General features: G+C 61.2%; 17 protein-coding genes and 1 pseudogene. 16 read left to right on the plus strand and 2 right to left on the minus strand.

Going from position 1 to position 24,077, the window contains the following annotated elements:
* Positions 1–87: 87 nt before the first annotated feature.
* From ACEN8E_RS23445 to ACEN8E_RS23470, 6 genes and pseudogenes are all read left to right on the plus strand, one after another.
* Positions 88–2,652: a TonB-dependent receptor gene (locus tag ACEN8E_RS23445; protein WP_495590058.1), complete on the plus strand. Its 2,565-nt coding sequence runs from the start codon at positions 88–90 to the stop codon at positions 2,650–2,652.
* A gap of 112 nt (positions 2,653–2,764) precedes the next feature.
* Positions 2,765–3,373, plus strand: coding sequence for a biliverdin-producing heme oxygenase (locus tag ACEN8E_RS23450; protein ID WP_495590059.1), 609 nt, complete (start codon positions 2,765–2,767; stop codon positions 3,371–3,373).
* Positions 3,374–3,532: 159 nt separating this feature from the next.
* Positions 3,533–3,922 (plus strand): YbaN family protein, encoded by a 390-nt coding sequence (locus ACEN8E_RS23455; RefSeq protein WP_495590060.1) that lies wholly within the window; start codon positions 3,533–3,535, stop codon positions 3,920–3,922.
* 464 nt (positions 3,923–4,386) lie between these two features.
* Positions 4,387–5,403 (plus strand): annotated as a pseudogene (locus tag ACEN8E_RS23460) (methyl-accepting chemotaxis protein); the annotation flags it as partial.
* Positions 5,404–5,505: 102 nt separating this feature from the next.
* Positions 5,506–6,261 (plus strand): methyl-accepting chemotaxis protein, encoded by a 756-nt coding sequence (locus ACEN8E_RS23465; protein WP_376739137.1) that lies wholly within the window; start codon positions 5,506–5,508, stop codon positions 6,259–6,261.
* A gap of 152 nt (positions 6,262–6,413) precedes the next feature.
* Positions 6,414–7,763: a CoA transferase gene (locus ACEN8E_RS23470; RefSeq protein WP_495590061.1), complete on the plus strand. Its 1,350-nt coding sequence runs from the start codon at positions 6,414–6,416 to the stop codon at positions 7,761–7,763.
* A 112-nt stretch (positions 7,764–7,875) separates the two neighbouring features.
* On the opposite strand, the gene ACEN8E_RS23475 is transcribed toward ACEN8E_RS23470, so the two are convergent.
* Both ACEN8E_RS23475 and arcD (ACEN8E_RS23480) read right to left on the minus strand, forming a co-directional pair.
* Positions 7,876–8,742, minus strand: coding sequence for a DNA-3-methyladenine glycosylase family protein (locus tag ACEN8E_RS23475; RefSeq protein WP_495590062.1), 867 nt, complete (start codon positions 8,740–8,742; stop codon positions 7,876–7,878).
* On the minus strand, positions 8,739–10,166 hold the full coding sequence (arcD, locus tag ACEN8E_RS23480; RefSeq protein WP_495593382.1) for an arginine-ornithine antiporter: 1,428 nt from the start codon (positions 10,164–10,166) through the stop codon (positions 8,739–8,741). The genes ACEN8E_RS23475 and arcD (ACEN8E_RS23480) overlap by 4 nt, the downstream gene beginning before the upstream one ends.
* 447 nt (positions 10,167–10,613) lie before the next feature.
* On the opposite strand from arcD (ACEN8E_RS23480), the gene arcD (ACEN8E_RS23485) reads away from it, so the two are divergent.
* The 10 genes from arcD (ACEN8E_RS23485) to gcvT all read left to right on the plus strand — a co-directional run bounded on the left by arcD (ACEN8E_RS23485) (position 10,614) and on the right by gcvT (position 23,981).
* Positions 10,614–12,041: an arginine-ornithine antiporter gene (arcD, locus tag ACEN8E_RS23485; RefSeq protein WP_495590063.1), complete on the plus strand. Its 1,428-nt coding sequence runs from the start codon at positions 10,614–10,616 to the stop codon at positions 12,039–12,041.
* 51 nt (positions 12,042–12,092) lie between these two features.
* Positions 12,093–13,349 (plus strand): arginine deiminase, encoded by a 1,257-nt coding sequence (gene arcA, locus ACEN8E_RS23490; RefSeq protein WP_495590064.1) that lies wholly within the window; start codon positions 12,093–12,095, stop codon positions 13,347–13,349.
* Positions 13,350–13,373: 24 nt separating this feature from the next.
* Positions 13,374–14,384: an ornithine carbamoyltransferase gene (locus tag ACEN8E_RS23495; protein ID WP_495590065.1), complete on the plus strand. Its 1,011-nt coding sequence runs from the start codon at positions 13,374–13,376 to the stop codon at positions 14,382–14,384.
* Between the two features lie 150 nt (positions 14,385–14,534).
* Positions 14,535–15,464 (plus strand): carbamate kinase, encoded by a 930-nt coding sequence (arcC, locus tag ACEN8E_RS23500; RefSeq protein ID WP_495590066.1) that lies wholly within the window; start codon positions 14,535–14,537, stop codon positions 15,462–15,464.
* A 12-nt stretch (positions 15,465–15,476) separates the two neighbouring features.
* Positions 15,477–15,839, plus strand: coding sequence for a DUF5064 family protein (locus ACEN8E_RS23505; protein WP_495590067.1), 363 nt, complete (start codon positions 15,477–15,479; stop codon positions 15,837–15,839).
* Between the two features lie 210 nt (positions 15,840–16,049).
* On the plus strand, positions 16,050–17,558 hold the full coding sequence (gene gcsR / locus ACEN8E_RS23510) for a transcriptional regulator GcsR (protein WP_495590068.1): 1,509 nt from the start codon (positions 16,050–16,052) through the stop codon (positions 17,556–17,558).
* Between the two features lie 430 nt (positions 17,559–17,988).
* Positions 17,989–18,372 (plus strand): glycine cleavage system protein GcvH, encoded by a 384-nt coding sequence (gcvH, locus tag ACEN8E_RS23515; protein WP_007996035.1) that lies wholly within the window; start codon positions 17,989–17,991, stop codon positions 18,370–18,372.
* An 11-nt stretch (positions 18,373–18,383) separates the two neighbouring features.
* Complete coding sequence (gcvP, locus tag ACEN8E_RS23520; protein ID WP_495590069.1) at positions 18,384–21,236, plus strand: aminomethyl-transferring glycine dehydrogenase; 2,853 nt, start codon at positions 18,384–18,386, stop codon at positions 21,234–21,236.
* Between the two features lie 207 nt (positions 21,237–21,443).
* Entirely contained in the window at positions 21,444–22,820 is a 1,377-nt protein-coding gene (locus tag ACEN8E_RS23525; RefSeq protein ID WP_429365676.1) for an L-serine ammonia-lyase, read from the plus strand.
* A gap of 36 nt (positions 22,821–22,856) precedes the next feature.
* Positions 22,857–23,981: a glycine cleavage system aminomethyltransferase GcvT gene (gene gcvT, locus ACEN8E_RS23530; RefSeq protein ID WP_495590070.1), complete on the plus strand. Its 1,125-nt coding sequence runs from the start codon at positions 22,857–22,859 to the stop codon at positions 23,979–23,981.
* Positions 23,982–24,077: the final 96 nt, after the last annotated feature.

The following is a 24,077-nucleotide window of genomic DNA, read 5'->3' on the forward strand; positions in this document are numbered from 1 at the left end:
ACGTCTCGTTATAGCCAATGCAATTGATTCGCATCTAACCATGCCAATCAGCACCTATAACGATTCGTGCGACTCGGAGCGCTATCGATGTCCTCTCGCCTTACCCGCCCAGCCTCTTCACCCTCCCGCGTGCTGTCGCTGCTGACTGCGGCCATCCTGATGGCCGGTGCTGCACCGCTCATGGCTGCCACCGCCACCGAGCAGTCGACCCGCAAAATGGGCGACTACGCGTTCGCCATTCCCCAGCAGTCCCTGGTATCGGCACTCAATGCCTTTACCGCCGTGACGGGCTGGCAGGTCGGCGTGTCGTCGGAGCTGGCGCAAGGTGTGGCCTCGCCGGGCGTCCGAGGTTCGCTGTCGCCGGAGAAAGCCCTGGATCGCCTGTTGGTGGGGACCAACCTGAGCTATCGCAAACTGGGCAACAACAGCATCGTCCTGGAAAAGCGCAGCAATACAAGCGCCCTGAATCTGGATCAGGTGACCATCAGCGCCACCCGAAACGAACAGGATGTGAACAGCGTTCCGAGCACGGTCTCTGTCTACACCCGCGAAGATCTTGACCGTAACAACGTCAATACCATCAAGGAACTGGTGCGCTACGAACCCGGTGTTTCGGTCGGTGGCTCGGGCCAACGCGCCGGCATCACGGGCTACAACATTCGCGGCATCGATGGCGACCGCGTGCTGACCCAGATCGATGGCGTGCAGGTGCCCGACGGTTTCTTCAACGGCCCTTACGCCCAGACCAACCGCAACTATGTCGACCCGGAAATCGTCAAGCGAGTGGAAATCCTCCGGGGCCCGGCCTCTGTCCTGTACGGCAGCAACGCCATTGGCGGTGCGGTCAGCTACTACACGCTGGACCCGGACGACATCATCAAACCGGGCAAGGATGTCGGTGCACGCCTGAAAACCGGCTATAGCTCCGCCGACGACAGCTGGCTGACTTCCGGCACCGTCGCCGGCCGAACCGGTGAGTTCGATGGCCTGCTGCATCTCAGTCAGCGCAACGGTCATGAGACAGAGTCCTTTGGAGAAACCGGCGGCACTGGCCTGAATCGCACTGCAGCCAACCCCGAGGATGTGCGCACCACCAACGTGCTGGCCAAACTGGGCTGGGATTACGCAGACGACGCGCGTTTTGGCCTGACCTACGAGCACTACAAGGACGACCGCGATACCAATCAATTGAGCGCAGTGGGCGGCCCGTTCAATGCCGGGCGCGGTTTCGGCTTCTACAAGTCCCGTACCGGCAACGACACGATCACCCGCGAACGCTTTGGCCTGGAACACAACTTCGGTCTGGACAGCGCACTGGCCGACAACATCAAGTGGACGCTGAACTACCAGATTGCCAAGACCGACCAGAGCACCGAGGAAATCTACGCACCGTCACGAACAGTACTGCGTAACCGCGATACCACCTACAAGGACCGCCAATGGGTATTCGATGCCCAGGCTGACAAGTCGTTTGCCGTCGCCGACACCGACCACCTCGTCACCTATGGCACCACCATCAAGCAGGACAAAATCACCGGCCTGCGTACCGGTACCGGCACCTGCCTGACCGTGGCCGGATCCTGCCGGGTCATCGGCGCCCCCAGTGCCGCCGACACGCTGACACCCGCCAGTGACTTCCCGGACCCGACCGTCACCAGCTACAGCCTGTTCGCCCAGGACCTGATCAGCTGGGGTAACTGGACCTTCCTGCCCGGTGCGCGCTATGACTACACCGAGCTCAAGCCGCACATCACCGAAGAGTTCCTGGCCACCGCTGACCAGAGCGGCAACGGCACGGTGAGCGACGAGACCAAGACCTGGCATCGCCTGTCGCCAAAATTCGGCACCACCTACAGCTTCAACGACCACTACACCTGGTATGGCCAATATGCCGAAGGCTTCCGTACCCCGACCGCCAAGGCCTTGTATGGTCGTTTCGAAAACCTCGCCGGCGGCTATCAGGTCGCGCCTAATCCGAACCTCGAACCGGAAAAGAGCAAAGGCTACGAGACGGGTTTGCGCGGCAACTTCGAGCAAGGCTCGTTTGACGTGACCGTGTTCTACAACAAATACCGTGACTTCATTGACGAAAACGCCATCACTCCGGGCTATACCGAGACCACCTTCCAGAGCAACAACATCAAGCACGCCACCATCAAGGGCGCCGAGGTCAAGGGCCGCCTGAACCTCGACGCTTTCGGCGCACCGCAAGGCCTCTACACCCGTGGCTCGGTGGCTTATGCCTACGGTCGCAACGACGACAGCGGCGAGCCGCTCAACAGCGTCAACCCGCTGACCGGCGTATTCGGCCTCGGTTACGACCAGGATACCTACGGCGGCTTGCTCAGCTGGACCCTGGTGAAGAAAAAAGACCGCGTCGACAGCGCCAGCTTCAAGACCCCGGACGGCACCAGCACCCAGTTCAAGACCCCGGGCTTCGGCATTCTGGACCTGAGCGCGTTCTACAAGGTGACCGACGACGTGACCGTCAGTGGCGGCGTCTACAACCTGACCGACAAGAAATACTGGCTGTGGGATGACGTGCGCGGTTTTGACAGCGTCGGCGAAGCGTCGGTAACCCAGCCGGCCAACCTCGACCGCCTGACCCAGCCGGGTCGCAACTTCGCAGTCAATTTGATCTGGGATATCTGATCCGGTCATCCCGCCGGACGGTTGATCGGGCCGTCTGGCGAAGATTTTTTACTGTCAGGCGCCTGCCTGTTCGTCTCGTTACCAAGCGCCACTTTTTCCCCAAGGAATTGCCATGACTACCCAAGACACCGAGCAACGCGCCAGCCTGCGTTCCCAGCGCTTGAACCAGATCACCAACGAGCCGCACAGCAAGCTCGATGCCCTGGTCAAGGCCCACTCCCCGTTTGAAACCCAGGCCAGTTTCGCCCGCTTCGTGGTGGCGCAGTACCTGTTCCAGTCGGAACTGGTGTCGCTGTACAACGATGCCGAACTGACCGCCATCGTCCCGGACCTGCCGGCCCGCTGCCGTGCCGATGCGGCCAGGGCGGACCTGGCGGACCTGGACACCGACGTGCCGGCGCCTGTTGCCGGCGCCCTGAAGAACCCGACCAAAGCCCAAGCCCTGGGCTGGATTTTCGTCTCCGAAGGCTCGAAGCTCGGCGCAGCCTTCCTGATCAAGCGCGCCGTGGGCCTTGGCCTGAGCGAATCCTTCGGCGCCCGCCACCTCGGCGAACCGGCCGGCGGCCGCGCTGAAGGCTGGAAGAGCTTCGTCAAGACCCTGGACGGCCTGGAATTCAGCGCCCGGGAAGAAGCCGAAGTGGAAAAAGGCGCCATCGACGCGTTCAACCGTTTTACGGTGTTGCTGGAGCGGGCTTACGCTACCGCTCCGGAAATCGCCTGACACACCTCCGACCCTGTGGGAGCGAGCCTGCTCGCGATGACGGTATTCCAGACAGCAATAATGTCGACTGATACTCCGCTATCGCGAGCAGGCTCGCTCCCACAAGGAACGAAGCAAGCCTGTAAGATTTCGATCAGCCCCACATGTTGCCTTGAGCCCATGCCTGCCTCCTCCAGACTCTCCCGCCTCCTCTTCGGCCTGCTGGCCTATGTCAGCCTGGGTATTGGCCTGATCGCCATCGTCATTCCCGGCCTGCCCACCACCGAGTTCATCCTGCTCGCCGCCTGGGCCGCGACCCGCAGTTCGCCGCGCCTGAGTGCCTGGCTGGAAAACCACCGGCTGTTCGGCCCCATCCTCCAGAACTGGCGCAACGGCAAGATCATCGCGCGCCGGGCAAAAATCAGCGCCACTGTCAGCATGCTGTTATGTGCCGGCCTGATGCTGGTGATGCTCGATCACGGCTGGCCGGTCTACCTGGCGATTGCCGGGATGGGGCTGGGCAATCTGTGGATCTGGTCACGGCCGGAATCAGTGCCAGAACCCTGCTGAACAATTCCGCGATTTTTCCTCGTTTTAAAGCGCTTTTCGGCACATTTTTCTGCGCAAACGTTCAACCAATACCGTTCGTCGGGTTGCCCCTCATGTAACCTCTTCACCACGCCGATGTGCATTGATCGGCGCTAAAAGGACTTAGCGAGTGAGCCGCAACGGCCCACAGCCAACACTTCATCCATTCGCGAGTTCGCCCTATGTTCGACTCAGTGTCCATCCGCCTGAAAATTGTCCTGCTGTCCGGTCTGTGCCTGCTGGGTGTAGTCGCCTTGATAGTGGGCATGAACATTTACCAGACCAATCAGAACGATGACCTGGTCAATGATTCCAGCAGCAGAATGCTCACCGCCAGCGTGCAGGACCTGCTCCAGGCCAAAGCCGCTGAGCAAGCGGTGCGGATGCAGAAGACATTCGGTGAAACCCTGACGGTGGTCACGGCCCTGGCGGATCAGATCAAGGACATGCGCAATCTGGCCGCCAAGCGTTCGCTTGAGCCCGGCGCCCTGCGTGAAGAGTTGAACCAGAGCCTGAAAACCGCCTTCGAGCGCAACGGCAAAGTGCTGGGCATCTGGCTGGCGTTCGAACCCAACGGCCTGGACGGCAAGGACAGCGAGTTCATCGGCGACGCCGTCCGTCAATCCAACGAAACCGGGCGTTTCGCCACGTACTGGAGCCGCGCCGGGGGTGAGTCGCTGAACACGATCATGGTCGAAGAGGACATGACCAAAACCACCCTGAACCTCAGTGGCACACCGTACAACGTCTGGTACACCTGCCCGCGGGACAGCAAGCGCACCTGCCTGCTCGATCCGTACGCCGATACGGTCGGCGGCAAGGAAGTGTTGATGACCACCATTTCCGTACCGCTGCTGGTGGATGGCAAGTCCATCGGCGTGGTCGGTGTCGATATCGCCCTGGACGCCCTGCAAGCGGCAGCGGTCGATTCCCAGCGCGAACTGTTCAACAACGCCGGGCACATGCTGATCGTCTCGGGCACCGGCGTGATGGCGGCCTACAGCGTCGACGCGACAAAAGTCGGCAAGAGCATCGGCGACGCCCTGGGGGCGGATGGCAAGGACATCCTGCAATTGCTCGGCAGCGGTGCACCGAAGATTATCCAGCAGGGTGACCTGATCCGTGCGGTGTATCCGGTCAGCCCGATTGCCGATGCCAAGGCCTGGGCCGTGGTGATCGACCTGCCCAGACAAGTGCTGCTGGCCGACTCGGTGAAGCTGCAGGCAGTACTCGACGATGCCCAGCAAAGCGGCACGATCAAGGCCTTGTCGGTGGCGGTGATCACCGGTGTGCTCGGCCTGTTGCTGATGTGGCTCACCGCATCCGGCGTGACCCGGCCGATCGATAGCGTGGCCAAGATGCTCAAGGCGATTGCCAGCGGCGATGGCGACCTGACTCAGCGCCTGCACTACAGCAAGCAGGACGAACTGGGCGAACTGGTGAGCTGGTTCAATCGCTTCCTCGACAAGCTGCAACCGACCATCGCGCAGATCAAGCAAAGCATCACCGACGCCCGCGGCACGGCCGATCAGTCGTCGGAGATTGCCCGCCAGACCAGCGAAGGCATGCAGGTGCAGTTCCGCGAAATCGACCAGGTCGCCACGGCGTCCAACGAGATGAGTGCCACCGCCCACGATGTCGCCAACAGCGCCTCGAACGCGGCCAATGCCGCCAAGGGTGCCGACCAGTCGGCCCGCGATGGCATGTCGATCATCGAGCGCAGCACCCGCGATATCAATCAGCTGGCCGACGAAGTCAGCAAGGCCGTGACCGAAGTCGAAGCCCTCGCGGTCAACAGCGAACAGATCGGTTCGGTGCTGGAGGTGATTCGCAGCATCGCCGAGCAAACCAACCTGCTGGCCCTCAATGCGGCGATTGAAGCCGCCCGCGCTGGCGAGAGCGGGCGCGGCTTTGCGGTGGTGGCCGATGAAGTGCGCAACCTGGCCAAACGTACCCAGGATTCGGTGGAAGAAATTCGCCTGGTGATCGAACGCATCCAGTCCGGCACTCGCGGCGTGGTCGCCACCATGCATTCAAGCCAGACCCAGGCCCACAGCAATGCCGGGCAGATCCAGCAGGCGGTCCAGGCCTTGAGCAAGATCAGCGACGCGGTCACCGTGATCAGCGACATGAACCTGCAAATCGCCAGCGCCGCCGAACAGCAAAGCGCCGTGGCCGAAGAGGTCAACCGCAACGTCTCGGCGATCCGCACCGTCACCGAAACCCTGACCGGCCAGGCCACCGAATCGGCGCAGATCAGCAGCCAGCTCAACACCCTGACCACCCACCAGATGAAGTTGATGGATCAGTTCCGCGTTTAAACAATCGCCACATCCCCCCTGTGGGAGCGAGCCTGCTCGCGAAGACGGCAGCCCATACACCGCCTTCGCGAGCAGGCTCGCTCCCACAAGGATTTCATTCGGCCTGCGAGTTTTTTGATCTATGCTCGGTCTCTCGCTCCGGAGGCCCTTCGATGACTGATCTGCTCACGTCCATTCAAGCCGCACTCGGTTTGCCCCACACCCCGATTCCATTCACATCCAGCGGTGCCCTGCTCTCGGCGTTTGCCATCACTGATCTGGCCTGCTCCAGCATTGCTGCCGCCGGCCAGGCCACCAGCGAACTGCTGCACCAGGAAACCGGACGCCTGCCAGACCTTGAAGTTGACCGACGCCTGGCGTCCTTCTGGTTCGCCACCTCGATTCGTCCGATCGGCTGGAGCGTTCCACCGCTGTGGGACCCGGTGGCCGGTGACTACGCCACCCGCGATGGCTGGATTCGCCTGCACACCAACGCGCCGCATCACCGCGCCGCTGCCGAAAGCGTGCTCGGTGCCTGTGCCGACCGTGCAGCGATGGCCGGCAAAGTGGTGCAATGGGCGAAAAGCGATCTGGAACAGGCGGTGGTCGATGCCGGTGGTTGTGCCGCCCAAATGTGCACCCGGGATCAATGGCAGTCCCATCCTCAGGGACAGGCAGTCAATGCCGAGCCCTTGATTCTATTTGCCAACAACCCAGGCCAGAGCCGCAAACCGTGGACAGGTTCCGACGCTCGACCACTGGCCGGCATCAAGGTGCTGGACTTGACCCGGGTACTGGCCGGTCCCATCGCCAGTCGCTTCCTGGCAGGCCTTGGCGCCGATGTCTTGCGCATCGATCCGCCCACCTGGAACGAGCCGGGGGTGGTGCCGGAAGTCACTTTGGGAAAACGTTGCGCACGTCTTGATCTGAACGACAGGTCCGACCGCGGCGTATTCGAATGCCTGCTCAAGGACACTGACATTCTGCTCCATGGCTATCGTGCCGATGCGCTGCAGCGACTTGGCTTTGGCACGAATCAGCGCCGGCAACTGAACCCGGACCTGATTGATGTTTGCCTGAACGCCTATGGCTGGAGTGGCCCCTGGCAAAACCGCCGGGGCTTCGACAGCCTGGTGCAGATGAGCAGTGGCATTGCCGAAGCGGGCATGCGCTGGAAGCAGGCGGACAAGCCGACGCCATTGCCGGTGCAGGCCCTCGATCACGCCACCGGGTACTTGATGGCGGCCAGTGCGATCAGGTTGTTGGCGCAGCGATTGAGCGACGGTACGGGGGGCTCGGCGCGGTTGTCGTTGGCGCGTACGGCGAAGTTGTTGATCGAGCATGGACCTGGGAGCAGTGAAGCGTTACGTGCGGAAGATGAGCAGGATCAGGGGTTGAGGGTGGAGCAGACGCCGTGGGGGCCGGCACATCGGTTACACGCACCATTGAAGATAACCGGGACGCCGTTGCAGTGGGCACTACCGGCAACGAAACTGGGTTCGCATCGCGCACAGTGGTGGTGACTTTCAGATAGCCATCGCGAGCAGGCTCGCTCCTGCATTTGAACGCGGTACCCTGTAGGAGCGAGCCTGCTCGCGATGGCGCCAGTGGGGACAACACCAAACCAGCTCCCGATCAATCAGGGCGACTCAACGAAGTCCACAGCAGCTGCGCCGCATACCCTCGATAAGGCCGCCATGCTTCAGCCCGCAATAGCAACTGCCTGGCCGTCACCGCCCCCCCCTCCAGCGCCGCCAACGCATTGATCAACCCCACGTCGCCATTGGGAAACCCATCCATCTCCCGCAACTGCCGCAGGGCAATGTATTGCGCCGTCCAGTCACCAATCCCGTGCAACGCCAGCAACCGCGCTACGCCCCCCTCGCGACCTGGCTCGAACAGTCGCGGATCATCGAGTAGTGCCTGAGCCACACCCGACAACGTCCGGCCCCGGCTTTTCGGCATGCCCAACGCAGCCAGATCGGCCCCCGCCAACACATCAGCCGTGGGGAACACGTGGCTCAATCCTGGCAACGGTTCACTCAGCGCTGCGCCATATTGCGCCACCAGTTTCCCCGCCAGGCGGATCGCCGCCGTCACCGTAATCTGCTGCCCCAGCACTGCGCGGATCGCCAGCTCCAGCCCGTCCCACGCCCCCGGCACACGCAGCCCGGGGCGCTGGGCAATCAACCGGGCCATCAGTGGATCAACCGTTGTCAAATGCCGATGGATCGTGGCGAGATCCGCGTCGAGATCGAACATCCGGCGCACGCTTGCGACGATGTCGGGCACGGCGTTCGGGTCGGGAAAATCCAGCGTCAGCTCAAGGGCATCATGCGTAACAGGCCGGATGGAAAAGGTACCGTGCGTACCGTTCAGTTCGATGCCGCGCGAGTAAACACCGTCGGCAACCGTTTCCAGCCCCGCAATCGCCCGCGCCGAAAAAAAACCCAGCATTGCCGGCCAGTCATAGGGTGGTTGATACGCCAGCAACACCTTCAAAGACTCAGCACCCCGCTATACAACCCATAAGCCGCCAGCCCGGCGCCCCCGATGACAGCGGTGAAAATGCCTTTCTCGATGACCGTGAACAATGGCATGCCCTGCTCACGCCGTGCCTTGGCAAACAGGATCACGCCCGGCGCATACAGTAACGCCGACAGCAGCAAATACTTCAGGCCACCGGCGTACAGCAACCACACCGCGTAACTCAAGGCGATGACGCCAATGAGCAGGTCCTTGCTCCGCTCACCCGATGCCTGCTGGTAGGTCTCACCGCGCACGCACAACAACACCGCATAGGCCGCCGACCACAGGTACGGCACCAGAATCATGGAAGACGCCAGATAAATCAGGCTGGTGTAGGTACCGGCGGAAAACAGCGTAATCAGCAGAAACAGCTGGATCATCACGTTGGTCATCCACATCGCATTGACCGGCACATGGTTGGCGTTTTCCCTGGTCAGGAATGCCGGCATGGTCTTGTCTTTCGCCGTGGCGAACAGGATTTCGGCGCACAACAGTGCCCAGGACAACAAGGCACCCAACAACGAGATCGCCAGGCCGACGCTGATCAGCAACGCACCCCAGGGACCGACGATGTGTTCCAGCACCGCCGCCAACGAGGGGTTCTGCAGTTTCGCCAGCTCAGGCTGGGTCATGATCCCCAGCGACAGCACGTTCACCAGCACCAGTAGCGCCAACACGCCAATGAAGCCGATCACCGTTGCGCGACCGACATCGGTACGTTTCTCCGCCCGGGCCGAATAGACACTGGCCCCCTCGATCCCGATAAACACGAACACGGTGACCAGCATCATGTGCCGGACCTGGTCCATCACGCTGCCAAACTCCGGATTGTTGCGGCCCCAGATATCGAGGGTAAAGATGTCCGCCTTGAAGGCCACGGCGGCGATCACGATGAACATGATCAGCGGCACGATCTTGGCCACGGTGGTCACCTGATTGATGAACGCGGCCTCCTTGATCCCGCGCATCACTACAAAGTGCACGGTCCAGAGCAGCAGCGAAGCGCAGGCGATCGCAATCGGTGTGTTGCCTTCGCCAAAGACCGGAAAGAAATACCCCAGGGTGCTGAACAGCAATACGAAGTAGCCGACGTTGCCCAGCCAGGCGCTGATCCAGTACCCCCACGCCGAAGAAAAGCCCATGTAGTCGCCGAAGCCGGCCTTGGCATAGGCGTAGACCCCGGAGTCCAGATCCGGCTTGCGATTGGCCAGGGTCTGGAACACGAACGCCAGGGTGAGCATGCCGACGGCGGTGATTGCCCAACCGATCAGGATCGCTCCCGCATCGGCCTTGGCGGCCATGTTTTGCGGCAGGGAAAAAATCCCGCCACCGATCATCGAACCCACCACCAACGCGATCAACGCGCTCAGGCGAAGCTTGTTCGGTGATTGCGACATCATTGCATCTCCATTTCTTTGGGGGGGGGGGCGACACCTGCCGCGGGATCGTCACATAACGGGCTTCAACCAAACTGCTGAAGAGTAATAACGTTTATTGAATAACGCCAACAAACGGATTTTTACTTGCACAAATCGGCTGTTTTGGCGTCGATATAATCATTTGTTTTATACGATTTTTTAATAAATCAATTCTGTACAAAAAATGCACGAATAAAACTTGCAGTTCCTGAAAAACCAACTAGCGTCATAATTCGAAACAAATTCTAAATATGCTTTTGATAATCAGATAAAGGCTCTAGGACAAGCATTACAGGCAGGAACACTAAAGATGATGGCACTCCGCCAAGAATCTGGGAACGCTCTCATTTAATGATCTAAGTCAGCTGATTGAACAGGCAACGGAATTAGTCTGCTGCCTCTCTTCTCCTGCATTGGAGTCATGCAATGTCTGAAGCACCCGGAAAACTGAAACTCGGCGCGCTGGTTGCGTTAGTCGTAGGTTCAATGATTGGTGGCGGTATATTTTCCTTGCCACAAAACATGGCTGCCAGTGCGGATGTCGGCGCCATTCTGATCGGTTGGGCGATCACCGCCGTCGGCATGCTCACCCTGGCGTTCGTGTTCCAGACCCTGGCCAACCGCAAACCCGACCTGGACGGTGGGGTCTACGCCTACGCCAAGGCCGGTTTCGGCGACTACATGGGCTTCTCGTCCGCCTGGGGGTACTGGATCAGTGCCTGGCTGGGCAACGTCGGTTATTTCGTGTTGCTGTTCAGCACCCTCGGCTACTTCTTTCCGCTATTTGGGGAGGGGAATACCCCCGCTGCCGTGATCGGCGCCTCGGTGCTGCTCTGGGCCGTACACTTCCTGGTCCTGCGAGGCATCAAGGAAGCCGCGTTCATCAACCTGGTGACCACCGTCGCCAAGATAGTGCCGCTGCTGCTGTTCATGCTGATTGCGCTGTTCGCCTTCAAGCTGGACATCTTCACCGCCGACATCTGGGGCCTGAAGAACCCGGACCTGGGCAGCGTGATGGACCAGGTGCGCAAAATGATGCTGGTCACCGTGTGGGTGTTCATCGGCATCGAAGGCGCGAGCATCTTCTCGGCCCGGGCGGAAAAACGCAGCGATGTGGGTAAAGCCACCGTGATCGGCTTCGTCACCGTGCTGCTGTTTTTGGTCCTGGTCAACGTGCTGTCGCTGGGGATCATGACCCAGCCGGAACTGGCCAAACTGCAGAACCCGTCAATGGCCGCCGTACTGGAACACGTGGTCGGTCACTGGGGCGCGGTGCTGATCAGCGTCGGTTTGATCATCTCGTTGCTGGGGGCGTTGCTGTCGTGGGTACTGCTGTGCGCGGAGATCATGTTCGCCGCCGCCAAAGACCACACCATGCCGGAGTTCTTGCGCAAGGAAAACGCCAACCATGTACCGGTCAACGCCCTGTGGCTGACCAACGCCATGGTGCAGATTTTCCTGATCATCACACTGTTCTCGGCCAGCACCTACCTGTCGCTGATCTACCTCGCCACCTCGATGATTCTGGTGCCCTACCTGTGGTCGGCGGCCTATGCCTTGCTGTTGGCGGTGCGTGGCGAAAGCTACGAAGGCGCGCCGGGCGAACGGCAGAAGGATCTGGTCATCGGCGCGGTGGCCCTGATCTACGCGATCTGGTTGCTGTACGCCGGCGGCATCAAATACCTGCTGCTGTCCGCCTTGCTCTACGCCCCCGGCGTGATCCTGTTCGCCAAGGCCAAGCTGGAAATCAACAAACCGGTTTTCACCAACGTCGAGAAGCTGATTTTCGCTGCGGTGGTCGTGGGCGCCGTGGTAGCGGCCTACGGACTCTACGACGGCTTCCTGACCCTTTAGCTTCCGCTGTTGGAAGCACAACCCTGTTTTGTCATCTGGAGGATCACTGTAATGACCAAGGAAAAAGTTAAGTACGGCGTCCATTCCGAAGCCGGAAAACTGCGCAAAGTCATGGTTTGCTCCCCGGGACTTGCCCATCAGCGGCTGACCCCGAACAACTGCGATGAACTGCTGTTCGATGATGTGCTGTGGGTGGCCCAGGCCAAGCGCGACCACTTCGACTTCGTCACCAAGATGCGCGAACGCAACATTGATGTGCTGGAAATGCACAACCTGCTGACCGACATCGTCGCCATTCCCGAAGCCCTGGACTGGATCCTGGAACGCAAGATCACCGCCAACTCGGTGGGCCTGGGCCTGATCAACGAAACCAGCTCGTGGTTGCGTAGCCTTGAGCCGCGCAAGATCGCCGAGTTCCTGATCGGCGGCGTTTCAGGCGATGACTTGCCCACCAGTTTCGGTGGCAAGGCCATCGAGATGTTCCGCGACTTCCTCGGCAACTCCAGCTTCATCCTGCCGCCGCTGCCCAACACCCAGTTCACCCGCGACACCACCTGCTGGATCTACGGAGGCGTGACCCTCAACCCGATGTATTGGCCGGCGCGCCGCCAGGAAACCTTGCTGGCCACCGCCATCTACAAATTCCACCCCGAGTTCACCAACGCCGACTTCCAGATCTGGTACGGCGACCCGGACAAGGACCATGGCAACTCCACCCTTGAGGGCGGTGATGTGATGCCAATTGGTAATGGCGTGGTGTTGATCGGCATGGGCGAACGCTCGTCGCGCCAGGCCATTGCCCAACTGGCGGTGAACCTGTTCAAGAACAAGGCCGTCGAGAAAGTGATCGTCGCCGGCCTGCCGAAATCCCGCGCGGCGATGCACCTGGACACGGTGTTCAGCTTCTGCGATCGCGACCTCGTCACGATCTTCCCGGAAGTGGTGAACCAGATCGTCGCCTTCACCCTGCGTCCCGATGAAAGCAAAGCGGGCGGCATCGACATCCGCCGTGAAGAAACCAACTTCCTCGACACCGTGGCCCAGGCCCTCAACCTCAAGGCCCTGCGTGTGGTGGAGACCGGCGGCAACAGCTTCGCCGCCGAACGCGAGCAATGGGACGACGGCAACAACGTGGTGGCCGTGGAGCCCGGCGTGGTCATCGGCTACGACCGCAATACCTACACCAATACCCTGCTGCGCAAGGCCGGCGTGGAAGTGATCACCATCAGCGCCGGCGAACTCGGCCGGGGACGGGGCGGCGGCCATTGCATGACCTGCCCGATCATCCGCGATCCGATTGACTACTAACCTGTTCACCTTAGGAGATCCAAAATGGCGTTCAATATCCATAACCGCAATCTGCTGAGCCTGGAACACCATACCCCTCGCGAATTGCGCTACCTGCTCGACCTGTCCCGCGACCTCAAGCGTGCCAAGTACACCGGCACCGAACAGCAGCATCTCAAGGGCAACAACATCGCGCTGATCTTCGAAAAGACCTCGACCCGCACCCGCTGTGCGTTCGAAGTCGCTGCCTATGACCAGGGCGCCAATGTCACCTACATCGACCCGAACTCCTCGCAGATCGGTCACAAGGAAAGCATGAAGGACACCGCCCGAGTGCTCGGGCGCATGTACGACGCCATCGAGTACCGTGGCTTCAAGCAGGAAATCGTCGAGGAGCTCGCCAAATACGCCGGTGTGCCGGTGTTCAACGGCCTCACCGACGAGTATCACCCGACGCAAATGATCGCCGACGTGCTGACCATGCGTGAGCACGCCGACAAGCCCGTCCACGAGATCAGCTACGCCTACCTCGGCGATGCGCGCAACAACATGGGCAACTCGCTGCTGCTGATCGGCGCCAAGCTGGGCATGGACGTGCGCATCTGCGCGCCAAAAGCCCTGTGGCCGGCGGACGACCTGGTGGCTCGCTGCAAACAATACGGGGAAGAAAGCGGCGCGCGCATCACCCTCACCGAAGACCCGAAAGCCGCCGTCAAGGGCGTGGACTTCATCCACACCGACGTCTGGGTGTCGATGGGCGAGCCGGTTGAAGCCTGGGCCGAACGCATCCAGCAACTGCTGCCGTATCAGGTCAATGCCGAGCTGATGAAAGCCACCGGCAACCCGCGCACCAAGTTCATGCACTGCCTGCCGGCGTTCCACAACAGCGACACCAAGATCGGCAAGCAGATTGCCGAGCAGTACCCGCACTTGAAGAACGGCATCGAAGTGACCGATGACGTGTTCGAGTCGCCGGCCTGCATCGCCTTCGAGCAAGCGGAAAACCGCATGCACACCATCAAGGCGATTCTGGTGTCGACGCTGGCTGACTTGTAAGACCAACGCCGGTCACTGTGGGAGCGAGCCTGCTCGCGAATGCGGTCTGACATTCAGCATTGATGTTGACTGACACGACGCCTTCGCGAGCAGGCTCGCTCCCACAAAGGACCGGGTTGATTGTGACTTCTCTTTTAGAAGGACTGCACCATGCGTATCGTCGTTGCTCTGGGCGGTAATGCCCTGCTCCGCCGGGGCGAACCCATGACCGCTGACAACCAGCGCGCCAACATCCGGATCGCCACCGAACAGATCGCCAAGATTCATCCCGGCAATCAACTGGTCATCGCCCACGGCAATGGCCCCCAGGTCGGCCTGCTGTCTTTGCAAGCGGCGGCCTATACCTCTGTCACCCCTTACCCGCTGGACGTGCTCGGCGCCGAAACCGAAGGCATGATCGGCTACATCATCGAACAGGAACTGGGCAACCTGCTGGACTTCGAGGTCCCCTTCGCGACCCTGTTGACCCAGGTCGAAGTCGACGCCAACGACCCGGCCTTCAAAAACCCGACCAAACCCATCGGCCCGGTCTACAGCAAGGCCGATGCGGAAAAACTCGCCGCCGAAAAAGGCTGGGCCATTGCCCCGGACGGCGACAAATACCGCCGCGTGGTCGCCAGCCCGAAACCCAAGCGCATCTTCGAAATCCGTCCGATCAAATGGCTGCTGGAAAAAAGCAGCATCGTGATCTGTGCCGGTGGTGGCGGTATTCCGACCATGTATACCTCGCCCGGCAAACTCGAAGGCGTCGAAGCGGTCATCGACAAGGACCTGTGCTCGGCGCTGCTGGCCGAACAGCTTGAAGCCGATCTGCTGGTGATCGCCACTGACGTCAACGGCGCTTTCATCGACTTTGGCAAACCCACGCAGAAAGCCATCGCCCAGGCGCATCCCGACGAAATGGAAAAACTTGGCTTCGCCGCCGGCTCCATGGGACCGAAGGTGCAGGCAGCCTGCGAATTCGCACGCCATACTGGAAAGGTCGCGGTGATCGGCTCACTCGCGGATATCGAAGCGATCGTCCAGGGCACGGCCGGCACGCGCATCAGCACGGCAACACCTGGCATTACCTACTTGTAAGGAGAGACGCCCATGGCACAGTTTGAGCCAGGTCACTTGCACATCGAGCGTCATGCGCTGACACCGGACGATGTCAGCTACAACGTGCACCTCGACTATGAAGTCAGCAAGAATGCCAAAGGTGAAAAAGGCATCCAGTTCACCATGCATGGCAGCATTCAGGGCAAGGTCATGTCAGAGCCCTTCTTTCTGCCCAAGGAGGAGGCCTACAACTTCGCCAGCAACGTGACGAAAATCGCCGAGAAGTACGGTATTCCGAAGACCCATAGTCAGATCGGCTCGACACACAAGCACTACGACCTGATGTTCGAAGACATACGCAAACAGCTGAACATGAAATCCGGCGACCCGATAGATCTCGAGAACTTCGAGTAATCCCCCCAACTGCAGGAGCGAGCATGCTCGCGATGAGCCCGAGAACGCCGCGGGGAGCCAGACTTCCCGCGTTATCGTTGACGACCATCGCGAGCAAGCTCGCTCCTACATTGGATTGATGCAGTCCCCGAAATCCGCGCAGGATTTCACCATTAGCCCGCCCCAAGGCATACTTGCCACCCTCCGCACTGCAGAACCCGAAACCGCCCCATGCGTATCCACGTCAGCTTCATCGACCGCGTCGGTATCACCCAGGAAGTCCTGGCCCTGCTCGGCGGGCGCAATCTGAACCTGGATGCGGTGGAAATGGTCCCGCCCAATGTCTACATCGACGCCCCGACCCTGAGCCCGCAAGTCCTCGAGGAACTGCGTGATGCCCTGTTCAGCGTGCGCGGCGTGCAAGCGGTGACGGTGGTCGACATCCTGCCCGGCCAGCGCCGGCACTTGCAGCTCGACGCATTGCTTGCCGCCATGACCGATCCGGTGCTGGCGCTGGACAGCGACGGCAAGGTGCTGCTGGCCAACCCGGCCTTGATCGCCCTGTACGGCCGCGAACCCGACGGCGAAAGCGTGGCCGAGCTGTTTGCCGACCCGGCCTTGCTCGACGCCCTGCTCGAACACGGCTTTCGCCTGCCGCTGCGGGAAATCACCGTCAACGGCCAGACCTTGTTGCTCGACGCCACACCGATCACCGATGCCGGCGCCCTGCTGACCCTGTACCAACCGAACCGCATCGGCGAGCGTCTGTCCGCGCTGCACCATGACCATGCCGAAGGTTTCGATGCATTGCTCGGCGAGTCCCCGGTGATCCGCACCCTCAAGGCGCGCGCCCAGCGGGTGGCGGCCCTTGATGCGCCGCTGCTGATCCAGGGCGAAACCGGCACCGGCAAGGAGCTGGTGGCCCGTGCCTGCCACGCCATCAGCGCCCGGCACAGCGCACCGTTTCTGGCATTGAACTGCGCGGCATTACCGGAGAACCTCGCCGAAAGTGAACTGTTCGGCTACGCCCCCGGCGCATTCACCGGCGCGCAACGAGGTGGCAAGCCCGGGCTGATGGAACTGGCCAACCAGGGCACGGTGTTTCTCGATGAGATCGGCGAGATGTCGCCGTATCTGCAGGCCAAATTGCTGCGTTTCCTCAACGACGGCAGTTTCCGCCGGGTCGGCGGTGATCGCGAGGTCAAGGTCAACGTACGGATTCTCAGCGCGACCCACCGCGACCTGGAAAAAATGGTCAGCGAAGGCCTGTTCCGCGAAGACCTGTTCTATCGCCTCAACGTCCTCAACGTTGAAGTGCCGCCGTTACGCGAACGCGGCCAGGACATTCTGCTGCTGGCCCGCTACTTCATGCAGCAGGCTTGCGCGCAGATCCAGCGCCCGATCTGTCGCCTGGCGCCGGGCACTTACCCGGCGCTGCTGGGCAATCGCTGGCCGGGCAACGTGCGGCAATTGCAGAACGTGATCTTCCGTGCCGCGGCGATCTGCGAAAGCAGCCTGGTGGACATTGGCGACCTCGACATCGCCGGTACCTCGGTGGCCCGTCAGAGCGACCATGACGTCGACAGCCTGGAGCAGGCCATGGACGAATTCGAGAAAACCCTGCTGGAAAAGCTCTACGTCAGCTATCCCTCGACCCGGCAACTCGCGACCCGCCTGCAAACCTCCCATACGGCGATTGCCCATCGGTTGCGCAAGTACGGGATTCCGGGCAAGGCTTGAGCCCTAACCCCGAACAACTGTGGGAGCGAGCCTGCTCGCGAATACGGTGGGTCAGTCACTTCAATATTGCCTGACACTACGCCTTCGCGAGCAGGCTCGCTCCCACAGGGTTAGCGGCCAATCTGAAAACCGCGCCAAAAACGACCTCCACCTGTACTGAAAGCGCTACAGCGGAACGATATCGCTACACCCCTCTCCGATCACGGCTGTGCAAGGCTTTGATCCACCTCGGCTTTTATCCTTGACATACGCCGTATCGATTTCGCTACAGCGATTGAATTTCAGCCTGCGTCAAAACCCGCTAAATCATTGATTAAGAACGACAAAAACAACGTTGGCCGCGTTCTTGCTATGTAGTCCTCCATAACCAGGGCATCGCCCAAGCATTCAATCGCGTCCACCAGACGAGTCTGGCCCCTTAGGAGTTTCCATGAGCGAGTTGCGTTTTACTGAAGATCACGAATGGCTGCGCACCGAAGCTGACGGCAGCGTCACGGTCGGCATTACCGCTTTCGCCCAGAACGCCCTGGGCGACGTGGTTTTCGTTCAATTGCCTGAGCTGCAGTCCTACGACAAAGGCGCCGAAGCCGCCACCGTGGAATCGGTAAAGGCCGCCAGCGGCGTGTACATGCCGCTGGACGGCGAAGTGCTGGAAGTGAACCCGGCACTCGACAGCAGCCCGGAACTGGTCAACGAAGATCCGCTGGGTGAAGGCTGGTTCTTCCGCTTCAAACCAAGCGACGCCGCCGCCGTCGGCCAACTGCTCGATCAGGACGCCTACGACCGCCTGATCAAAGCCCAAGCCGAAGCCTGAGGAGCACTGACATGACTCAAATCAATCTGACTACTGCCAACGAATTCATCGCCCGTCACATCGGCCCGCGCGCCGGTGACGAGCAAGCGATGCTCAACAGCCTCGGTTTCGACTCCCTGGAAGCCCTGAGCGCCAGCGTGATTCCCGACAGCATCAAGGGCACCAGCGTCCTCGGCCTGGAAGACGGCCTGAGCGAAGCCGATGCCCTGGCCTTGATCAAGTCCATTGCAACTAAAAACCAGCTGTTCAAGACCTACATCGGCCAGGGTTACTACGGCACCCACACGCCGTCGCCGATCCTGCGCAACCTGCTGGAAAACCCGGCCTGGTACACCGCCTACACCCCGTACCAGCCAGAAATTTCCCAGGGCCGTCTCGAAGCGCTGCTGAACTTCCAGACCCTGATCAGCGACCTCACCGGCCTGCCGATCGCCAACGCCTCCCTGCTCGACGAAGCCACCGCCGCTGCCGAAGCCATGACCTTCTGCAAACGCCTGAGCAAGAACAAAAGCAGCCACGCTTTCTTCGCCTCCGTGCATTGCCACCCGCAGACCCTCGACGTACTGCGCACCCGTGCCGAGCCTCTGGGCATCGACGTGGTGGTGGGTGACGAGCGTGAACTGAGCGACGTGACGCCGTTCTTCGGCGCCCTGCTGCAATATCCGGCGAGCAACGGTGACGTGTTCGATTACCGCGAGCTGACCGAGCGCTTCCATGCCGCCAACGCCCTCGTTGCCGTGGCAGCCGACCTGCTGGCCCTGACCGTGCTGGCCGCGCCGGGCGAATTCGGTGCCGACGTGGCCATCGGCAGCGCACAACGCTTCGGCGTACCGCTGGGCTTCGGTGGCCCGCACGCGGCGTACTTCTCCACCAAGGACGCCTTCAAGCGTGACATGCCGGGCCGCCTGGTCGGTGTTTCGGTAGACCGTTTCGGCAACCCGGCCCTGCGCCTGGCCATGCAAACCCGCGAGCAACACATCCGTCGCGAGAAAGCCACCAGCAACATCTGCACCGCGCAAGTACTGCTGGCCAACATCGCCAGCATGTATGCCGTGTACCACGGTCCAAAAGGCCTGACGCAAATCGCCAATCGCGTGCATCACCTGACTGCAATCCTGGCAAAAGGCTTGAGCGCACTGGGTCTGAACGTCGAGCAAGCAAGCTTCTTCGACACCCTGACCGTGAAGACCGGCGCTCAAACAGCCGCCCTGCACGACAAGGCACACGCCCAGCGCATCAACCTGCGCGTGGTCGATGGCGAACGCCTGGGCCTGTCCCTGGACGAAACCACCACTCAGGCCGACGTTGAAACCCTGTGGAGCCTGCTGTCCGACGGCAAGGCCCTGCCGGACTTCGCCGCCCTCGCCGCCTCGGTGCAGAGCACCATCCCGGCCGCGCTGGTGCGTCAGTCGCCGATCCTCAGCCACCCGGTGTTCAACCGCTATCACTCGGAAACCGAGCTGATGCGTTACCTGCGCAAACTGGCGGACAAGGACCTGGCGCTGGACCGCACCATGATCCCGCTGGGTTCGTGCACCATGAAACTCAACGCCGCCAGCGAAATGATCCCGGTGACCTGGGCCGAGTTCGGCGCCCTGCACCCGTTCGCCCCGGCCGCGCAAAGCGCCGGTTATCAGCAGTTGACCGACGAACTGGAAGCCATGCTTTGCGCTGCAACCGGCTATGACTCGGTGTCCTTGCAACCAAACGCCGGTTCTCAGGGTGAATACGCCGGTCTCCTGGCGATTCGTGCCTACCACCAGAGCCGTGGCGAAGACCGTCGCGACATCTGCCTGATCCCGTCGTCGGCCCACGGCACCAACCCGGCCACCGCACAAATGGCCGGCATGCGTGTGGTCGTCACTGCGTGCGATGCCCGTGGCAACGTCGACATCGAAGACCTGCGCGCCAAGGCCATCGAGCACCGCGAACACCTCGCTGCGCTGATGATCACCTACCCGTCGACCCACGGCGTGTTCGAAGAAGGCATCCGCGAAATCTGCGGCATCATCCATGACAACGGCGGCCAGGTGTACATCGACGGCGCCAACATGAACGCCATGGTCGGCCTCTGCGCACCGGGCAAGTTCGGCGGCGACGTTTCGCACCTGAACCTGCACAAGACCTTCTGCATTCCGCACGGCGGTGGCGGCCCGGGTGTCGGCCCGATCGGCGTGAAATCGCACCTGGCGCCATTCCTGCCGGGCCACGCACAGATGGAGCGCAAGGAAGGCGCCGTTTGCGCGGCACCGTTCGGCAGCGCAAGCATTCTGCCGATCACCTGGATGTACATTCGCATGATGGGTGGCGCGGGTCTCAAGCGTGCATCGCAGTTGGCGATCCTCAATGCCAACTACATCTCCCGTCGCCTCGAAGAGCACTACCCAGTGCTGTACACCGGCAGCAACGGCCTGGTGGCGCACGAGTGCATCCTCGACCTGCGTCCGCTCAAAGACAGCAGCGGCATCAGCGTCGATGACGTCGCCAAGCGCTTGATCGACTTCGGCTTCCATGCGCCGACCATGTCGTTCCCGGTAGCCGGCACGCTGATGATCGAGCCGACCGAAAGCGAATCCAAGGAAGAACTGGACCGCTTCTGCGACGCCATGATCCGCATCCGCGAAGAAATCCGCGCAGTGGAAAACGGCACCCTGGACAAGGACGACAACCCGCTGAAAAACGCTCCGCACACCGCCAAGGAACTGGTCGGTGAATGGTCGCACCCGTACAGCCGTGAGCAAGCGGTTTACCCGGTTGCGTCGCTGATCGAAGGCAAGTACTGGCCACCGGTCGGTCGCGTCGACAACGTGTTTGGCGACCGCAACCTGGTCTGCGCCTGCCCGTCGATCGAAAGCTACGCTTAAACGAATGAGGGGGCGGATTCGTCCGCCCCCCCAATCTCAAGAATTCCACAGCCCCCTGTGGGAGCGAGCCTGCTCGCGATGACGGACTGACAGCCAACTTGTGTGTCGACTGAACGACCGCTATCGCGAGCAGGCTCGCTCCCACAGTGGACTGCCCCCAAGTCTCGGATTCCGTGAATTCCTATAACAAGAAACCGGAGAACCACCATGTCGTTAAGCGTGTTCGACCTGTTCAAGATTGGCATCGGCCCCTCCAGCTCCCACACCGTCGGCCCGATGCGCGCCGCTGCGCGTTTCGTCGAAGGTTTGCGTCGTGAAGGGCTGCTGACGGCCACCACCTGCGTCAAAGTCGAGCTCTACGGCTCGCTCGGTGCCACCGGCAAGGGCCACGGCAGCGACAAGGCGGTATTGCTCGGCCTGGAAGGCGAGCATCCGGACACCGTGGACACTGAAACCGTCGCCGCCCGTCTGCAAGACATTCGCGGTAGCGGTCGCTTGAACCTGCTCGGCGAACACAGCATTGCGTTCAACGAGAAAGAACACCTGGCGATGATTCGCAAACCGTTGCCCTATCACCCCAACGGCATGATTTTTCGCGCCTTCGACGCCGCCGGCCTGCAAGTCCGCAGCCGCGAGTACTACTCGGTCGGCGGCGGCTTTGTGGTTGACGAGGACGCCGCCGGCGCCGACCGCATCGTCGAAGACGCCACGCCCCTGACCTTCCCGTTCAAAAGTGCCAAGGATCTTCTCGGTCATTGCGTCAAGTACGGGCTGTCCATCAGCCAGGTGATGCTGACCAACGAAAGCGCCTGGCGACCGGAAGCGGAAACCCGCGCCGGCCTGCTGAACATCTGGCAAGTGATGCAGGACTGCGTGGCCGCCGGTTGCCGCAATGAAGGCATCCTGCCCGGCGGGCTGAAGGTCAAACGCCGCGCCGCCGCGCTGCATCGGCAATTGTGCAAGAACCCGGAATCGTCTTTGCGCGATCCGCTGTCGGTGCTCGACTGGGTCAACCTCTACGCCCTGGCGGTCAACGAAGAAAACGCCAATGGCGGGCGCGTCGTGACGGCGCCCACCAATGGTGCGGCGGGGATCATTCCGGCAGTGTTGCACTACTACATGCGCTTTATCCCCGGAGCGAATGACGACGGCGTGGTGCGCTTTCTGCTCACTGCCGCCGCCATCGGCATTCTGTACAAGGAAAACGCCTCGATTTCCGGCGCCGAGGTCGGCTGCCAGGGTGAAGTCGGCGTTGCCTGCTCGATGGCCGCCGGTGCCTTGTGCGAAGTGCTGGGTGGCAGCGTGCAACAAGTGGAGAACGCCGCGGAAATCGGCATGGAACACAACCTCGGGCTGACCTGCGACCCGATTGGCGGGCTAGTGCAAGTGCCTTGCATCGAGCGCAACGCCATGGGCTCGGTCAAGGCCATCAATGCCGTGCGCATGGCCATGCGCGGCGACGGGCAACACTTCGTCTCCCTCGACAAGGTCATCCGCACCATGCGCCAGACCGGCGCAGACATGAAAAGCAAATACAAGGAAACCGCCCGTGGCGGTTTGGCGGTCAACATTATCGAGTGCTGATGTGCGCTCATCTGCACCCTTCTTCAGGAGCTGAATATGTCCACCGAACAACTGTTGAAAACCCCGCTGCACGCACTGCACATCGAACTTGGCGCGCGCATGGTGCCGTTCGCCGGCTACGACATGCCCGTGCAATATCCGCTGGGCGTGATGAAAGAACACCAGCACACCCGCGACCAGGCCGGGCTGTTCGACGTCTCGCACATGGGCCAGATCCGCCTGACCGGCGCCAATGCCGCCAAGGCCCTGGAAACCCTGGTGCCAGTGGACATCATCGACCTGCCGGTGGGCATGCAGCGTTACGCGATGTTCACCAATGAGACCGGCGGCATTCTCGACGACCTGATGGTCGCCAACCTGGGCAACGACGAGCTGTTCCTGGTGGTCAACGCCGCCTGCAAGGATCAGGACCTGGCACACCTGCGCCAGCACATTGGCGACCAGTGCACGATCGAGCCGTTGTTCGAAGAGCGCGCCCTGCTCGCCCTGCAAGGCCCGGCCGCAGTCACTGTACTGGCGCGTCTGGCCCCCGAAGTGGCAAAAATGACCTTCATGCAGTTCGCCCGCGTGAAGCTGCTGGGTGTGGACTGCTTTGTCAGCCGCTCGGGTTACACCGGTGAAGACGGTTACGAAATTTCCGTTCCTGCCGCCAATGCCGAAGCCCTGGCTCGCGCACTGCTGGCTGAAGCGGAAGTGGCTGCCATCGGCCTTGGCGCCCGCGACTCGCTGCGCCTGGAAGCGGGTTTGTGCCTGTACGGCCATGACATGAACACCGACACCACCCCGATCGAAGCAAGCCTGCTGTGGGCCATCTCCAAGCCACGTCGTGCCGATGGCGCTCGTGCCGGCGGCTTCCCGGGTGCCGAAAGCGTATTCGCCCAGCAACAGGCAGGTGTCAGCCGCAAGCGCGTCGGCCTGTTACCGCAAGAGCGCACGCCAGTGCGTGAAGGCGCAGAGATCGTCAACGAAGCCGGCGACATCATCGGTAGCGTCTGCAGCGGCGGTTTCGGGCCGACACTGGGCGGGCCGCTGGCCATGGGTTATGTCGACAGCGCTTACATCGCACTGGACACCCCCGTCTGGGCGATCGTTCGAGGGAAAAAGGTGCCTTTGCTTGTAAGCAAAATGCCATTCGTTCCACAACGCTACTATCGTGGCTGATTGAATGTTCCTATAAGTAACGCGGTTGCGTTAACAGCGCACTAATGTGTAACGCAACCGCCATAAAATAGTGCATTGTTTGACTCTAAGCTTCGA

Source organism: Pseudomonas sp. Pseusp9, from assembly GCF_059491265.1.

Excerpts from the sequence above, each read along its gene's own strand:
- arcD (WP_495590063.1), top strand. The coding sequence starts at position 10,614 with ATGTCTGAAGCACCCGGAAAACTGAAACTCGGCGCGCTGGTTGCGTTA.
- arcD (WP_495593382.1), bottom strand. The coding sequence starts at position 10,166 with ATGTCGCAATCACCGAACAAGCTTCGCCTGAGCGCGTTGATCGCGTTG.
- gcvH (WP_007996035.1), top strand. The coding sequence starts at position 17,989 with ATGAGCGAGTTGCGTTTTACTGAAGATCACGAATGGCTGCGCACCGAA.
- ACEN8E_RS23455 (WP_495590060.1), top strand. The coding sequence starts at position 3,533 with ATGCCTGCCTCCTCCAGACTCTCCCGCCTCCTCTTCGGCCTGCTGGCC.
- ACEN8E_RS23505 (WP_495590067.1), top strand. The coding sequence starts at position 15,477 with ATGGCACAGTTTGAGCCAGGTCACTTGCACATCGAGCGTCATGCGCTG.
- ACEN8E_RS23445 (WP_495590058.1), top strand. The coding sequence starts at position 88 with ATGTCCTCTCGCCTTACCCGCCCAGCCTCTTCACCCTCCCGCGTGCTG.
- gcvT (WP_495590070.1), top strand. The coding sequence starts at position 22,857 with ATGTCCACCGAACAACTGTTGAAAACCCCGCTGCACGCACTGCACATC.
- arcA (WP_495590064.1), top strand. The coding sequence starts at position 12,093 with ATGACCAAGGAAAAAGTTAAGTACGGCGTCCATTCCGAAGCCGGAAAA.
- ACEN8E_RS23465 (WP_376739137.1), top strand. The coding sequence starts at position 5,506 with ATGCAGGTGCAGTTCCGCGAAATCGACCAGGTCGCCACGGCGTCCAAC.
- ACEN8E_RS23450 (WP_495590059.1), top strand. The coding sequence starts at position 2,765 with ATGACTACCCAAGACACCGAGCAACGCGCCAGCCTGCGTTCCCAGCGC.
- gcsR (WP_495590068.1), top strand. The coding sequence starts at position 16,050 with ATGCGTATCCACGTCAGCTTCATCGACCGCGTCGGTATCACCCAGGAA.
- ACEN8E_RS23525 (WP_429365676.1), top strand. The coding sequence starts at position 21,444 with ATGTCGTTAAGCGTGTTCGACCTGTTCAAGATTGGCATCGGCCCCTCC.
- gcvP (WP_495590069.1), top strand. The coding sequence starts at position 18,384 with ATGACTCAAATCAATCTGACTACTGCCAACGAATTCATCGCCCGTCAC.
- arcC (WP_495590066.1), top strand. The coding sequence starts at position 14,535 with ATGCGTATCGTCGTTGCTCTGGGCGGTAATGCCCTGCTCCGCCGGGGC.
- ACEN8E_RS23495 (WP_495590065.1), top strand. The coding sequence starts at position 13,374 with ATGGCGTTCAATATCCATAACCGCAATCTGCTGAGCCTGGAACACCAT.
- ACEN8E_RS23470 (WP_495590061.1), top strand. The coding sequence starts at position 6,414 with ATGACTGATCTGCTCACGTCCATTCAAGCCGCACTCGGTTTGCCCCAC.